2 protein-coding genes are annotated in these 17082 nt (G+C 43.6%); both read left to right on the top strand.

All coding sequences use genetic code 11. The features are described 5' to 3' along the window. Nucleotides 1-16 precede the first annotated feature (16 nt). Complete coding sequence (locus ACWHAR_RS07040) at nt 17-12274, top strand: SDR family NAD(P)-dependent oxidoreductase (protein ID WP_032874769.1); 12258 nt, start codon at nt 17-19, stop codon at nt 12272-12274. Beyond that, nucleotides 12274-17043: a type I polyketide synthase gene (locus ACWHAR_RS07035; RefSeq protein WP_032874771.1), complete on the top strand. Its 4770-nt coding sequence runs from the start codon at nt 12274-12276 to the stop codon at nt 17041-17043. The genes ACWHAR_RS07040 and ACWHAR_RS07035 overlap by 1 nt, the downstream gene beginning before the upstream one ends. The last annotated feature ends 39 nt before the right edge of the window (nt 17044-17082 follow it).

Genomic DNA, 17082 nt, shown 5'->3' with positions numbered 1-17082 from the left:
GAGCGGGTGGAGGCCAATGGTTCATTTGAATAAACAGAATGCGGATATCGCGATAATCGGGGTTGCTTGCAGATTCCCCGATGCAGATCATTATCAAGAATTCTGGGAAAACATAAATAGCGGCAAAGATTCCATCCGGGAAGTGCCGATTGAACGGTGGGATCCCGAACTTTATTATTCAGCTGATATCAGTGTACCGAACAAAACAATCAGCAAGTGGGGAGGTTTTATTCATAAAGCTGACCATTTCGACCATAAGTTTTTTAATATCTCTCCCCGGGAAGCGAAAAACATGGATCCTGAGCAAAGAATCCTTTTAGAAGAAACTTGGCGGTGCATCGAAGATTCCGGGGTTTCTTTGCAGGATCTCCAGCGTAAAACCACTTCTGTTTTTGCAGGTATTATGAATTCTGACTACCGGCAGACAGGTAAAGCTGAATCGGAAATCGACAGTTATGCCTGTTTAGGAAGTTTCGAAGCTATGCTTTCCAACCGGCTTTCATACACATTCGGTTTGACCGGAAAAAGTATGTCTGTAAATGCCGCTTGTGCATCGTCGCTTGTTGCTTTACATGAAGCGGTTAAGTCATTGCGGACAAAAGAAAGTGATTATGCAATCGCATCGGGGGTAAACTTGAATTTCCAACCCGGAAAATATATTTCTTTTTCTAAAGCCAGAATGCTGAGTCCTGACGGCAAATGTAAAACCTTTGACGCAGCGGCGAATGGGTACGTTCCCGGAGAAGGGGCAGGCGTTGTATTGCTGCAGCGCCTTGGTGATGCAGTAAAAGCCGGTCACCATATATACGGGATCATAAAAGGGACAGCTGTTAATCATGGCGGTAAAACCCGTTCCATAACCGCTCCCAGAGCAGAAGCGCAGTGCCGGGTCATCTCAGAAGCTTTACACAACGCTGCTGTCGATGCTGCGACGGTTTCTTATGTAGAAGCACATGGCACAGGTACATCTCTGGGCGATCCGATAGAAATAGAAGCATTGACAAAAGCGTATCGGCAATATACTGAGAATACTCAATATTGCAGGATCGGAAGTGTGAAAACAAATATCGGTCATACAGAAGCAGCGGCGGGAATGGCCGGATTGATAAAAGTTCTAATGATGATGAAACACCGGAGGGTGCCGAAAAGCCTGAATGTACATACGGTAAATCCAATTATACAGTTTGAAAAAACACCGTTTAGGCCGGCGCTTGATTCAAGTGATTGGAAGGCGGCAGACGGGGCTCCGCTCAGGGCGGGAATCAGCTCCTTCGGTTTTGGGGGTGTTAACTCTCACGTCATCATCGAAGAATTTATACATACAAAAGACGAATCTGACAGAAAAGGAAGGGTACCCTTCCTTTTTTCCGCTAAAAGTGAAGAAAGCATGAAACAAATGATACATCATTGGAGAACCTTTGCTGACGATTCTGAGGAATTTTGCAAAATATCAAATGAAGTGATCAGCAGCACCCTTTTAACGGGGAGGACATCGTTTGATTACAGGGCTGGTTTATTGGCAGGCAGCAAGGAGGAATTTAAAAATCAGCTTAAAGAGGGATTAAGTTTTCGGAGGAAACAAGATTCTGAATGGGCGCTTGCCATCGGTGACTTCAAATGGGAAAGTTATAAACAATTTGCCGTTTTGAAACGGGTGTTCCCTGATTTAGAAAAGAACGTAAGGCCGGTTCTGAAGGGTATACCAACATTGCACAGTTCATTTAAAAGAAAATGGACACCTGAGAAAATCCGCTTGTATTCTTTAGTTATCAATACGGAAATCATAAAAAGTATCCTGGCATCCGGTTTTAAGCCAAGCCTCATTACAGGCGCCGGAGACGGATATTACGTCGCTCTTGCAGCAGCGGATATCATCAAAATTGAAAAGGCCATTTCTGTAATCACAGGCGCTGAAAAACCTTCGCACATATCCTGTAAGCCGCCGTCCATTCCATTTGTCAATCCGTACACTTCAAAAACGTACCCGCCGGTTCGATTAAATGAAGATTATGTAAGGATGCTGCTGAACGGTCTGAGCTTCCCGGCTGATTTTACAGACCGCCTGTACGGGAAAACACGGCTGCTTCTTGAGCACCAATATACGTTTAAAGGGTTTTTAGAAGAGTGGGATAAAGCGGGGAAGACTCAGGAAATCGAGATTTTATCTTATATTGTGAATCGCACGGCGGTTAAAAGAAATGCATTGCCGGCTGATGAGGAAGCAGCGGTCATGGCTATCCTTGCCTCTATGAGAAGACTGTATAAGAGATGGGATTTAACAGATCATGATGGATTCTTTAATAATGATTATGTTCTGGAAATATTAAATTTACTTGATGAAGGAATCTTGTCTAAAGAACTTTTTCTAAGCATGTTATTGAAAAAGCAAGACGGAATTAAACAGGCTGTTGCTTGTATTAATGAGCAGCCGGCAGGTTTTTATGATAAAACTCGTTTTCCGTTGATGACAGAATACAATCAAATGGATGCCGTGTCTCAGGAGATAGCTGATCATATGCCGCTTCACACGGAAGAAAAGGGAACGGAGCCGGATGTGGATGTTTCTGATTTTTCAGTTTTTCAATTCGGATCGCTCCCTCCATCAGCAAAACTAAACAAAGCGGCTGCTTTTGAAGCGGACAAACCAGCTGATGAGGCTCTTTATCATTCATTTATGCAAATGTGGCTTTCAGGAGAAGAGATTGAATGGGCGAAACTAGGTGACTATCATAAAAGAAAAGCCCCGCTTCCGCCTTATCCGTTTGAGCGCTCTCAATTTTCTTTAAACCCTCAGCAGGTAAAATCAGACGCGGCTTTTTCAGAAAAGAAGAATCAGGCACTTTATACGCCGGTATGGAAAGAAACCGCACTTGAGAATGAAGCGGACAGCGGACAAGCCTGTACTATTTTGTTGTTCTCCGGTAACAAAGACTATTTTGAAGAGCTGAAAAAAAGAGAGAATACGTCCGCATATCTTATTATGCCCGGTGACCGTTTAGAGCAGATAAGCGACAGTGTTTTCACGATCAACAGGCAGCGTCCCGATGATTATCAAAGTGTCATTCGTCTGTTAAAAGAAAAAGGCGCAGCGCCTGATGCAATTTTGCATACGTGGTCTGAAAAACAGCCTGAACTGGAAGAAACACTCGAATCAGGAATTTATTCCGTGTTTTATCTGACTAAGGCTTTAATCAGCGAGAACCTTATAAACAAAGTAACGTTCATTTATACATTCAGCGCAGATCAAAAAGAAAAATTGCCGTATTTTGAAGGTGTGAACGGTTTTTTAAAATCGGTAAAACAAGAATATCCGCAGCTGCATTGTAAGACGGTTTGCTTTGAACATGATTCTGCATCCGTTTCATTTTCAGAGAAGGCTGCTATTCTTTATAAAGAAATAAACACAGCGCCTGATCGGCATATTCATATCACTTACAGAGGCTGCGTAAGATATGCACGGATGTTAGAGAAGCAGAGAGAAACATACACAAAGACCATTCAATACCCTGAAAAAGATAAAGTATATTTAATTACAGGGGGATTGGGGGGGATTGGCAGTAAAGTCGCTGAATATTGCGCGAAAACTGAAAGATCCACCATTATTCTATCGGGGCGATCTGCTTTAAACGGAGATAAGCAGAAACATTTAGAATACCTGAACAGCTTTAAAGCAAAGGTTTATTATATACAGGCGAATATATCCGATAAAGAAGCGGTAAAAAAAATGATTGACGGTATTACCGATCAGCATGCAGGTCTTCATGGCGTCATTCATTGTGCAGGAGTTATCAGAGACTCGCTGCTTTTTCGAAAAACAAAGCAGGAACTTTCAGAGGTGATTGCTCCAAAAGTTCATGGCGCATTGAATCTTGATCATGCAACGAAGTCGCTGGAATTGGATTTTTTCGCCGTTTTTTCTTCAGTCGTCTCTATTGCAGGGAATGAAGGCCAGGGTGATTATGCATATGCAAACGGCTTTTTAGATCATTTTGCCGAATATCGGGAACAGAAACGGCAAAATTCTCTGCGCAGCGGCCGCACGCTGACAATCAATTGGCCTTTATGGCAAGACATCGGAATGGGGGCGAACCTGTCAGGTCAAGGGCGGACGTCTCTTTTTCATGGTTCAGGGCTCGAAGAACTTCCTGCTGAAGACGGAACGCAATGGTTTTCGCGGATTGTAACTTCGGGTCAGCTGCATAATATTGCAGTCTGCGGTGATCATGAACGCTTTGAACAATTTATGCAGCAGAGATTTTTGACGGACGAAACAGAGACAGGCAGTGCCGTTCCTTTGGCTCAAGGCGATATTTTGGATCAGACAGTTTTGTTTTTAACCAATATCATCTCCTGTGAGGTCGGTGCAGAACGGGAAGAGATCGATCAAGATGTGCATCTGGCTGAATATGGAATGGATTCCGTTATGATTCATCAATGCAACACAAAGCTGGAGCAGTCACTGGGAGCAATTTCGAAAACGCTTTTATTTGAATTTCATACAATCAGAGATTTAGCAGATCATCTTGTAAAGGAATACCCGGATCGGCTGGGACGTTTATTTTCACGGGAGGAAAAAGGAAAACAGATTCAGAGCATTACCCCCGCCAGGCCGGAACAAAACACCACTGCATCTGCGGCGGAGGAAAAAGAACATCTTGACGGGATAGCGGTAATCGGTATCAGCGGCCGTTATCCCGGGGCTGAAAATATCGAAGAATTGTGGGATCTTCTATCAAAAGAGAGAACCGCAATCACAGAAATTCCGAAAGAACGATGGAATTATGAGACCTACTATGATCCAGATCCCGCTAAAGCGCATGAGGGGAAAATTTATTGCAAATGGGGCGGATTTTTAAAGAATGCTGAATCATTTGATTCTTTGTTTTTCCAAATATCGCCGAGAGAAGCAGAAGCGATGGATCCTCAGGAACGAATATTTCTCGAAACCGTATGGAAAGCATTTGAAGATTCGGGATATACCATTGAAGGGTTGAGAAAGCAGACTGAAAAACATGTCGGTGTATTTGCGGGAGTTACAACCAATTCTTACAAGCTGCTCGGCGAAAGAATACCGACGGACAAAAACGATGTACTTCCAAATTCGTTCCCATGGTCTCTCGCGAACAGAGTGTCTTACACATTTGACTTTACAGGTCCCAGTGTCCCTGTAGATACGGCTTGCTCTTCATCCTTAACGGCAATTCACATGGCTTGCCAAAGTTTAAAAAAAGGTGAGTGCTCGGTTGCGGTTGCGGGAGGAGTAAATTTGTATCTTCATCCTTCTGACTATTTATACCGATGTCAGATGGGGATGCTTTCAAAATCGGGAAAATGCAGAAGTTTTGGAGAAGGCGGCGACGGTTTCGTACCCGGGGAAGGTGTCGGGGCCGTAATTCTTAAACCGCTTAAAGATGCCATACGTGATAATGATACTGTGTACGCCGTCATTAAAGGAACGGCTATTAATCACGGCGGAAAGACGAATGGCTATACGGTGCCTAATCCTGCCGCACAGGCGGATTTAATTCAAGGAGCTCTTAAAGCGGCCGGTTGGAGCGCCAGAAGTGTCAGCTTTATTGAAGCCCACGGCACGGGGACGCCGCTGGGTGACCCGATTGAAGTCCGAGGCCTGACCAAGGCGTTTAGAGCTTATACCGAAGATGTTTCATATTGCTCTCTCGGATCGATTAAATCTAACATCGGTCATCTCGAAGCGGCTGCGGGTATTGCCGGCCTGACAAAGATTATCTTACAAATGAAGTATAAAAAAATAGCCGCAACACTGCATGCTGAACGGGTGCATCCGGATCTTTATCTGGAAGAGACACCTTTTTGTCTTCAGCAGGAAACCGCCGACTGGATAAAACCCGCGAATGAAAAACATTCTGACAGCAAATATCCGCGGCGCGCGGGATTAAGTTCTTTCGGAGCGGGCGGGGCAAATGCTCATATTCTTGTGGAAGAGTATGAGTCTGCTGCTGACTGTCATACGGATTGTGAGGAAAGTGAGGAACTTATCGTACTCTCAGCCAAGCATTCACTGAGTTTACGGGAATCGGCAAAACAGCTGGAGGAATATCTTCAAAAGGCCCGTCATAAGCAGGACGAGTTTTTGCAGCAAGCGGGAACAAACAAGCCGCTTCACCTTTCTGATATTGCGTATACCCTTCTTGAAGGGCGCGAAGCCATGCCGGAAAGGCTTGCTGTCATTTCAAATAATATCGATGATCTGATGTTGAAATTAAATCACTTTTATAATGGAATTGACGATCACGAAATATTTAGAGGGAAAAAACCGAATCATAAACGCAGACAGCAGCAATCGGATTCTCCGCTCAAATTCGGCAGAACCACATTAGCCGAAATGGCTGAATTCTGGGTATCAGGAGGGAATTTAAGCTGGGAAGATTTCCGCACCGGCAGAAAACCGGCGAAAATTGCGCTGCCGACTTACCCTTTCTTAAAAAACAGACTGTGGGTGTCAAATAAGGCGCAAACAAAATCAGCAGCCGGTACAGCTCCTTTATTTGATTTTTCTGCAGGTGAGTGCCGATTTTATAAAACGCTTTCTGATTCTGAATATTATTTAAAAGATCATGTTGTGCATGGGAATATGGTTCTGCCCGGAGCGGCAATCATCGAAGCGGCCAGAGAAGCGGGAGAGAGGCTGTACGGAAAATCAGTCATAAAACTGAGTCAGGTTGTATGGCCGGTTCCAATAATCGTTGAAAAAGAAAAGACGATAATGATAGATCTGCTGCCGAATCAAAAAGACAGCAAATTTGTGGTGAAAACCGATCTGCAACCTGAAGCGGCAGTTCATTGCCAAGGAAACATTATCACATGCGGAGATAAAGATGCCTCTCATACAGAGCATTTTCAATTGGACAGCTGGTTAACCGGACAGAAAAGATTAATCAGCGGCGCTGAGTGTTATAGGACCTTCCGGCAGAGCGGTTTGGACTATGGAGCCAGTTTTCAGGTAATAAAACAGCTGTTTATCCATGAAAATGCTGTTCTTGCACGAATATCACTTCCTGAGAGCATTCATAAAAAATCCGGCACGCTGCTGGAACCGTGTTTATTGGATGGCATTTTTCAATCCACAACCGGGTTTATGTCCGGTCAAGAAGGGGATCACACCGCATATTTGCCTTTTGAATTAGGTGAGCTGGAGATTCTTCACGCACCTTCGGCAAACGGCTATGCTTACATTACAGCTGCCGATGAAAGACAACATGATGATGTCAAAAGGTTTCATATACTATTTATGGATGAAAACGGATCTGTAAGTCTTAAAATAAAAAACTTAGCGTTGAAGGCATTAAAGGCTGCACCGCAGACTCAAGATGAGCGGCATTCAGTTAAATATTACACTGATATGTGGAAGCGGGCCCCTCTGCTTCATCAGCCTGAAGCCGGCGGTTTAAACAGCTGCCTTGTGATTTCACTCCGTCGGGATATATCAGAACCGCTGATCCGCCAGGCATATAAAGATATCGGCTTGAACATGATCTTTGTCCGCCATGGCGGCAGTTTTCAAGAAAAAGAAGCTGATTCCTTTGAATTGAACAGCGTCAAACTTGACGGCTATCAGAAATTGTTGGCGATTCTTAAAGAAAGACAAGTGACAATTGACCGCGTCATTTTAATCGGGATGAGCCCTGAAACGGGAATTGAGCATAACATTCGTGAAAAGCTGGAAGAGGCTGTTTTGCCGGTTTTCAATGTAACGAAAGCTCTGCTAGCAACAATCCCAAGACATAAAATCCTGATATCACATGTATTTTTCACAAGGGAAAATCAAATCTTACCTTATCAAATGGCAATCAGCGGCTTTTTTAGGTCGCTTCATTTAGAACATCCAATGTTGTCCGGTAAAAATATTGAAATACACAGCGACGAAATTCAGTTGCAGCTGAATACCGGTCTGCCTGAATTAAAAAACCTTGTGAAAGAAACAATCATCAGCGATGATACTTCAGAAATCAGATACAGAGATGGAATCAGGCAGGTGAAACACTCTGCAGAAATTGAAAGTGCAGAGCCCCCCAAAAAGATGGAGGTAAAAGAAGGGGGAGTTTACCTCATTACAGGAGGAACAGGCGGTCTGGGACTGATTTTCGCCAGACATCTTGTGCGAAAAGGGAGAATAAAACTTGTCCTTATCGGCAGGTCAGAGCTTTCTGAGGAAGCCGTAAGCAATGTAAAAGAGCTCGAAAAAAACGGATCAGAAGTTTTTTATATAAGAACCGATATTTCTGATAAGGAAAATGTCGACAACCTGATAAAACTCGTCAAAAACAAATTAGGTCCTGTTAAAGGAATTATTCACAGCGCCGGTGTGATAAAAGATTCATTACTCATCAATAAGCGTGAAGAGGATCTCGATTCAGTCTTGGCCAGCAAGGTTTACGGAACGATATGGCTTGACCGGTATACAGACAGAGAACCTCTGGACTTTTTTGTTATGTTTTCATCTATCAGCGCAATAATAGGGAACGCGGGACAAACCGATTATGCTTATGCAAACCGGTTTATGGATTATTTTGCGGAAATGAGAGCGGCGGAAAATAAACCTGGACAAACAGTCTCGATTAATTGGCCTTTATGGAAGGAAGGCGGTATGCAAATTGATATTCATTCAGAGAAGTTCCTTTATGACCGTTTCGGAATGCTGCCTCTGGAAAAACGGGAAGGCCTTGCAGCATTTGATCAAGCAATGACAGGGTGTGAACATCAAATAATGGTATTTAGCGGTAATGAATTAAAGCTGGAACGAATGATAACGATTGACAGCGGAAAAAGTGACCCGGCAATCGCCGACGAAAATCACGAACCGAAAGAGCTGTCAATAACTGAATCTTTAAAAAGCACTTTGACGCGCATCATCACCGGCGTATTAAAAATTGAAGAACGGGAATTTGATTTTGAACTGCCGATAAGTGAATACGGATTTGATTCAATTATGTTTACAATGCTGGGCAACGAATTAAACGAAACATTAGGAATATCAATGATGCCGTCAGATTTTTTCGGTCTTACTGATTTTAATGAACTTCTTGAGTTTTTAAAGAGTGAGTATTCCGAAGAGCTTCATCTCTGCGGTTCTTTTTCTTCAGATGAATCTGCGGCGAAAGACAGGAGAGAAAATCTGATTGAGGGCATCGCAAAGATGATGTCAAGTATTTTAAAGATTGACAGAAAGGAAATAGAAGAAGAGACTTCATTCGGCGAGTACGGATTTGATTCTATTACGTTTACCAGACTCGGAAATGAAATCAATCAACAATATGGTACGGAATTGTTACCGTCCATTTTCTTTGAATGCAATTCACTGGCTGAACTGACTGATTATGTAATCGAGCAATACGGAGAAATCCTTTTTGCTGAGACAGAATCTTTTTCTGCAGCTGACGAAAAAACATTGTACAGCACGCCTCCGCCGGAATCCTATGAACATTCCCCTGAGCCTGAAAACAAAACTTGGCAAGAGGAAAGACATATGAATGAGCCGGTTGCAATAGTGGGAATAAGCGGCCGTTTCCCCCAAACAGATTCGCTGGAAGACTTTTGGGAAGGAATTGAAAAAGGGCGGGATATGATTACAGACATTCCTGAAGACCGTTGGGACTGGAAAGAGTTTGACGGCGATCCGATCAGGGACGTCAATAGAACAAAAATAAAAAAAGGCGGATTTATCAAAGGCGCGGACAGTTTTGATCCGTTGTTTTTCGGGATTTCTCCCGCCGAAGCAGAATTAATGGATCCCCAGCAAAGAATTTTTATGGAGACTGTATGGAAAACAATAGAAGATGCGGGCTATAAGCCATCTGATTTGGCAGGGACGAAAACCGCGGTGTTTGCAGGGGTCGCCACAACGGATTATGCTGAACGTCTGAATGAAAATGGCGTCTCTGTTCAGGCGCAGACTGCAACCGGTTTAAATCATTGTATATTGGCAAATCGTATTTCTTATCAGCTGAATCTGACGGGTCCGAGCGAACCGATTGACACTGCCTGTTCAAGTTCGTTAGTTGCGCTTCATCGTGCGGCTGAGGGGATTCAAAGAGGCGATTTTGAAATGGCGATTGCAGGCGGTGTGCATATTATGACAAGCCCTACTCTGTTTATAGCTTTTGATAAAGCAGGTATGCTTTCCAAAGACGGAAAGTGCAAAACGTTTGATAAAAGCGCTGACGGCTATGTAAGGAGTGAAGGGGCGGCTGCAGTATTGCTTAAGCCGCTCAGCAAAGCACAGGCAGACGGTGATCATATATATGGTTTGATTAAAGGGTCAGCTGTAAATCACGGCGGCCGCGCCAATTCTTTGACAGCTCCGAATCCGAACGCACAGGCGGACTTATTAACCGAAGCTTGGCGGAAGGCGGGGGTCAGCCCTGCCACTGCGGGATATATAGAAGCGCATGGCACAGGGACAAGCCTTGGCGATCCGATTGAAGTAAACAGCATCATAAAGGCATTTAAAACGTTATATCAAGAATGGGACATTCCTTTTGCGAAACAGAAATGCTGCGGAATCGGGTCTGTGAAAACAAACATCGGCCATCTCGAAACCGCTGCCGGAATAGCCGGAGTGATGAAAGTGTTACTGGCTTTTAAATATCGCAAACTTCCGGGACTCGCCCATTTTTCAGAACTCAATCCATACATCAAACTGGAAAATACACCATTTTATATCACAGAAACCGCTCAAAAGTGGAATCCGATAAAAGATGAAGAGAACAACGATCTGCCGAGGAGAGCAGGTGTCAGCTCATTCGGATTCGGCGGTGTGAACGCGCATATTGTTTTAGAGGAATATAGGGAACCTCAAAAAGAAGTGCCGGAAAACAACGGTAACACACATATTTTTGTTTTATCTGCGAAAACCAAAGATCAATTACTTGAGTATATCCGGCTTATGCTTCAGTACTTGGATCGCGTGATTGCCGGTGAAATGACCGTTAATGCCAGTGACATGGAATTTACATTGCAAAACGGCCGGGAAGCAATGAACGAAAGAATTGCCGTATGTGCAGCGAGTCTGACTGAGCTGAGAGATAAATACGTCAGCTTTCTTGATGACAGCAAGGTGCAAAAAGGCGTATTTATAAGCGAAAACACAGAAGAGCGCACAGCTGTTTCTGAATATATGATTGAGGAGGCTCTTCAAAGCGGAAAAGAGGAGCTGCTCGCACAATGGTGGGCCAATGGAGCCGAGTTTGAATGGAAGACAATCGGCAATAAGAAATTGAATAGAGTGCCGCTGCCAACTTATCCGTTTGCAAAAGAGAGTTATTGGTTTACTCCGAAAAAGAACAAAAGCGAGGTTAATAGCAAAAGTCTTCACCCATTAATCAGCGAGAATGTCTCAACATTAAAGAAACAAGCATTTAAAACTGTTATTTCCGGAACTGAATTTTTCGTCACTGATCACCTTGTTTCAGGAGACTATGTGCTGCCAGGAGCCGCTTCGCTTGAAATGGCTCTTGTTTGTGCGGAAATAAGCGGAGAAAGTAAAGTATATAAAATAAAAGACGTGATGTGGAACAGACCTATATTATATAAAGGAAAAACGCTGCACATTTATACCGACTTGGACATGAAACAAGATAAGTTGAACGTAACGATATGTAAAGAGGGTCCGGATGGCGTGCAGCAAATCTGCACACAAAGTGAAACAGTATTCGGAGACATAAACAGCAATCCTGAGTATGTCGATATTGATAAGTTCAAACGCAGCAGTAAGGCTGCCATAACCCGGGAAGAGTGTTATCACCGCTTCAGTCGTATGGGCCTGACATATCATAGCAGTTTTCAAACGTTGAAAGCCGTATACAGCAGTGATATGGAGTTAATGGCAGAATTGGAGCTTCCGGCTCATTTAGCGAACGGGTTTTCACATTTTACACTCCATCCTTCATTAATTGACGGCGGTTTTCAAGCGGCTGCATTTTTGTTAAGAGATAATGAGAAAGAGGGCTTATTTGTTCCTTATTCACTTAGAGAGCTTCACATTAAGAGAGCGCTTACTGCCCGATGCCATGTTTCGGTGAGAGAAACCGGTTTTTATACGTATAACATTGATTTTATTAACGAGAGCGGCGAAATAGCCGTGAGCATGAAAGACTTTTCTGTCAGAAAAGTGACCGAGGGAGAATTAACCGCAGGACGTAAAAATGAAGATCAGGAAATTCTCTTCTTATTAGAACAATTGAAAAACGGTGAACTTTCTGCTGACCAAGTTTATCAGCTGCTGGAGGGAAAATAGTGCAGATCAAACAAATACTTTCCTTAATTGAAGAACAGCAAATGTCTCCTGATGCAGGACTGGAGCTAATTCGCACTTACAGAAAAGAACAAATGGAAAAAAAGGCGGAGCCGGAATCACAAGCTCCGTCCCCAACCATTTTTTTCAAGAACGATTGGGTAAGGAAAAATAACATTGATATGCCGAATCAGCAGGCACCGGGAAATATGCTGATTTTTGATCAGGATAACCGTCTTTTTCAGCATGCCGAGATGATGAATGGAGATCATAACCGTGTCATTCTCGTAACGCCCGATTCTGATTATAGAATTGAACGGAATAGATGCACAATCAATCCTTCTGATGAAAGTCATGTCGAAATGCTGATGTCTGATTTGGCTGAAAACGGATTTACACCTGATGTCGTGCTTTATTTATGGAACGGAGAAATCAGAGAATACACTGAAGAATCCGTTAATGAAACTCTTTGCAGAGGGATAAACTCGCTCTTTTTATTATCAAAAGCTTTAATGCGGAGAAACGAACCTGTTACGTTATTGCATATTTATTGGACAAGGGGTCTGAATCAGCCGTTTCATGAAGCTGTCGGAGGTTTCATGAAAACGGTAAACATGGAAAGCTCCAAGCTTAAAGCGAAAACCATACAGATTCGCCATGAGTATTCTGACATAAATCCTCCGGTTTCCGAGATATGGGATGCTGCGATCAGTGAAATACAGCGCTTTCAAACCGATGAATGTGAGATTTTAATAGACTCACATACCTGTTATGTGAAAGGGCTGCAGCCTATTGATATTCCGGAACACGATCACGGATCTGTAACGTATCAAAAAGGCGGCATATATATCATTACCGGAGGAGCCGGAAAACTCGGGCTGCTGTTTGCGGAACACATCGCTAAAGAAAACCAAGCCGTGATTATACTTACAGGCCGTTCTGTTTTAACAGCTGATCAAAAAGAACGGATCAGTAAGCTTAATGAGAGCGGCTCTATTGTTGAATATCAGCGGACGGACATAACAGATCGAACAGAGGCAGAGCGATTCATTTTCGGCGTTAAACAGCGGTACGGCAGCATAAACGGGATCATTCATGCTGCCGGCATCCTTCGTGACTCATTTCTTGTAAATAAAAGTCTCAGTGATTTTACGGACGTACTGAAACCGAAAGTTTACGGGACAATCTGGCTGGATGAGCTGACAAAAGACGAAGATCTTGATTTTTTTGTTCTCTTTTCTTCTTTTTCCGCTTACGGAAATGCCGGCCAAAGTGACTATGCGTATGCAAATCATTTTATGGACAGTTTTGCAATGCTTCGATCTCAGCTCTCCCGGAATGGAAAAACACTATCAATCAATTGGCCGTTATTGAAAGATGGCGGGATGAGTCTCGACAGCAATGGAATCAACCAAATAAAAGAAAAATACGGAATGACGCCGATGCGAACTTCCTCTGTTTTGGAAGCGTTTCTGAAAATGCTGCGGTCTTCATTTACCAGCTTAATGCCTGCAGAAGGAGAGCGGGATAAAATGATAAAAGCGCTTTCGATTCAAAGAAATACAGCTGCAGCAGATCAAGATACACTTACGGCGGAACACGATGAAGAAGAGGAATATGCTGCGAAAGAAAAAGTCAATGACTATTTAATCAAGATCATCAGCGGTGTCTTGAAAATCCAAGCTCATAAAATAAATGCGAAAGACTCTTTTGAGAAATTCGGAATCAACTCACTTATGATCATGTCACTTATTTCAAAGCTTGAAGATACTTTCGGGGATCTTCCAAAAACAATCTTTTTTGAATATCAGAACATTGAAGAGCTTTCAAACTTCTTCCTAACATCTTTTAAAGAAAAAGTGCTTAAGGCCGCAGGGGCAGCTCCGGTAACAAGAGTGCCGAAGAAAAAAGAAAATCTGAGTAAAAAACAGCACCGGCAGCAGAGAGTTGCAGCTGCACCGAGCATGGTTCAGCCGGGTGAGGATATTGCCATTATCGGTGTGAGCGGAAGATATCCGAATTCCGATACTCTTGAGGAGTTCTGGGAAAACATTGCCGGAGGGAAAAACTGTATTATTGAAATCCCCGAGGAACGTTGGGATTTCAGATCGACTTACAGTCCCGACAGAATGGAGAAGGGGAAAATCAACAGTAAGTGGGGCGGTTTTATCAGCGGTGTTGATCAATTCGATCCGCTGTTTTTCCACATTTCTCATAAAGAAGCTGAGCTGATGGACCCTCAGGAGCGAATTTTTCTCGAAACCTCCTGGCATACGTTTGAAGATTCAGGATATACAAAAGAGAAGCTTGACGGTATGAAAGCCGGTGTGTTTGTCGGAGCCATGTACGGACAATATCAATTATTCGGCGCAGAAGAAACTGCGCGGGGCAATCCGATCGCGCTCAGTTCCTTCTTTTCATCTATTGCGAACAGGGTTTCATACTTTTTTAATCTCTCCGGCCCAAGCATTGCACTGGATACGATGTGTTCATCGTCGCTGACGGCCATTCACTTGGCATGTGAGAGCATTAAAAGAGGGGAAAGTGAAATTGCGCTTGCGGGCGGCGTTAATGTATCCATACACCCCAGCAAATACCTTTGGCTGAGTCAAGGTAATTTTGTTTCCACCGAAGGATTGTGCAGAAGTTTCGGAGAGGGCGGAGACGGCTATGTGCCGGGAGAAGGTTCGGGAGCCGTCCTGTTGAAACCTCTGGAAAAAGCAATTGCTGATCAGGATCATATATACGGAGTGATTAAAGGAACATCTGTAAATCATGGCGGAAAAACCAATGGATTTACGGTTCCGAATCCGAATGCACAAGCTGAGCTGATTGCTAAAAATTTCAAGAAATCGGGCATCAGTCCGCGATCCGTCAGCTACTTGGAAGCACACGGAACGGGTACCTCGCTCGGAGATCCGATTGAGATCGCAGGATTGACAAAAGCGTTTGAGAAATTTACGGACGATAAACAATTTTGTGCCATAGGTTCAGTGAAGTCTAATATCGGACATTTGGAGTCTGCTGCAGGTATAGCAGCCCTTACAAAAGTTCTTTTACAATTTAAGCACCAGAAATTGGCGCCATCCATTCACTCGGAACAGCTGAACCAAAATATCCGATTTGAAAAGACGCCTTTTTACGTTCAGCAGAAAGAAGAAGAGTGGCGGAAAGAATCAGGCGCCTCCAACAGGAGAGCAGCAATCAGTTCGTTCGGAGCGGGAGGAGCAAATGCCCATGTCATTGTGGAAGAATATCAAAACCATGCTGACACACAAACAATAAGCGGTCCGTTTGCCGCAGTTCTCTCTGCCAAAAATGAAGACAGACTGAAAGAATACGCTCTGCGCCTTCTGCAATTCACAGAGCGGGAGACAAAGGCCTCGGCAGCTGATATCGCTTTTACATTGCAGACATGCAGGGAACCGATGGAAGACAGACTTGCTGTTGTAGCTTCCGATTTGCCGGAACTTAAGGAGAAACTGAGAACTTTCTGTACTGAAGGAACAATTGGAGAGGGCGTATACAAAGGCAATGTTACGAAAGATTTTGATAAAGTCTTTATCTTTCATGATCAAAAGATGAAAGATAAATTCCTCGAGGCGATGATGGAGACAAAGGACTTGAATCTTCTTGCAAAATTATGGTCTTTCGGGGCTGATATTCAATGGAGAGAGTTATATGAAGAATATACCCCGCAGAAGGTCAAGCTTCCTTTATATCCATTTGCTGAGGAGTCTTACTGGGTGCCTGGAAGCCAAAGTGCAGTATTTCCGGAAATATTGCCGCAGCAGTCTTCACTGCACCCGCTTCTGGATTCGAATGAATCTACTCTGGAACAGCAGTTTTTTAAAACGACATTAAGAGACAAAGAGATTTGGTTAAAAGACCACATTGTAAAAAACAAGAGCATTCTCCCGGCAGCTGCTTTTCTTGAAATGGCATGCGCAGCGGGAACGCGGTCATATCGAAAGAAAAAGGTCACTCGTTTAAAAAACGTGATATTTGCCAGACCGGCCATGCTTTTGCAAGAGAGCCTGACCATTTACACTCACATTTCCGTAAAAGACGGCAGCATATTATTTAACATGTCACCTGACGAGGATGCTGCTGTAAGGACTGGATTTGTGACGGGGGAATTAGATTATGATCATCATTACAGTGATGATATAGAGAACATCGACAGACAAGAGATGATAAACAGAAGTGCTTTTGTCCGTGAACAAGATGAATGTTACGAGTATTTTCGGGAAAACGGGTTCCAGTATGGGCGCGCTTTTCAGCCGATTCAACGTTTATGGGGCGGCGGAACGGAAGCGGTTGCACACTTATTGCTGCCAAAAGAAGCCGCATATGCTCTTGAAAATTATACATTGCATCCGTCTCTAATTGATGGGGCTCTGCAATCTTTGTTCGGCATTACGGACGGAAGAGAAGAGGCATCTGTTTATGTTCCTTTTTCAATAGGAGAGATTACGATTCGGAAAAAAGTTTCAGCAGAATGCTGGGCTTATGCGCGTAAAACAGGCCAAAAAGGTCACTCCGAGCTTATTTACGATATTCAGCTGCTTAATGAACACGGAGAGAGACTTGCAGGTTTAAAGGATGTAACCATTCGTAAAAAAGAAACGTTTTCCGCGGAGGCACAGAATCATGCAACAGCGGATTCCAATGGAAAGAACGAGAGAGTAAAAGAGCTCCTCAGACAATTAAAAGCGGGCGAACTGACTGCGGAGGAAGCAGATTATGCGCTGGAGCGTATGCAGGATTAGTTTATCATTTTGCGGCAGTGCCATTTGTAAAGGGGATGA

Source organism: Bacillus sp. LR--39 (assembly GCF_053613335.1).
The sequence above is the reverse complement of the archived record's forward strand: the minus strand, read 5'-3'. Positions and strand labels throughout refer to the sequence as shown.

Excerpts from the sequence above, each read along its gene's own strand:
- ACWHAR_RS07040 (WP_032874769.1), top strand. The coding sequence starts at position 17 with ATGGTTCATTTGAATAAACAGAATGCGGATATCGCGATAATCGGGGTT.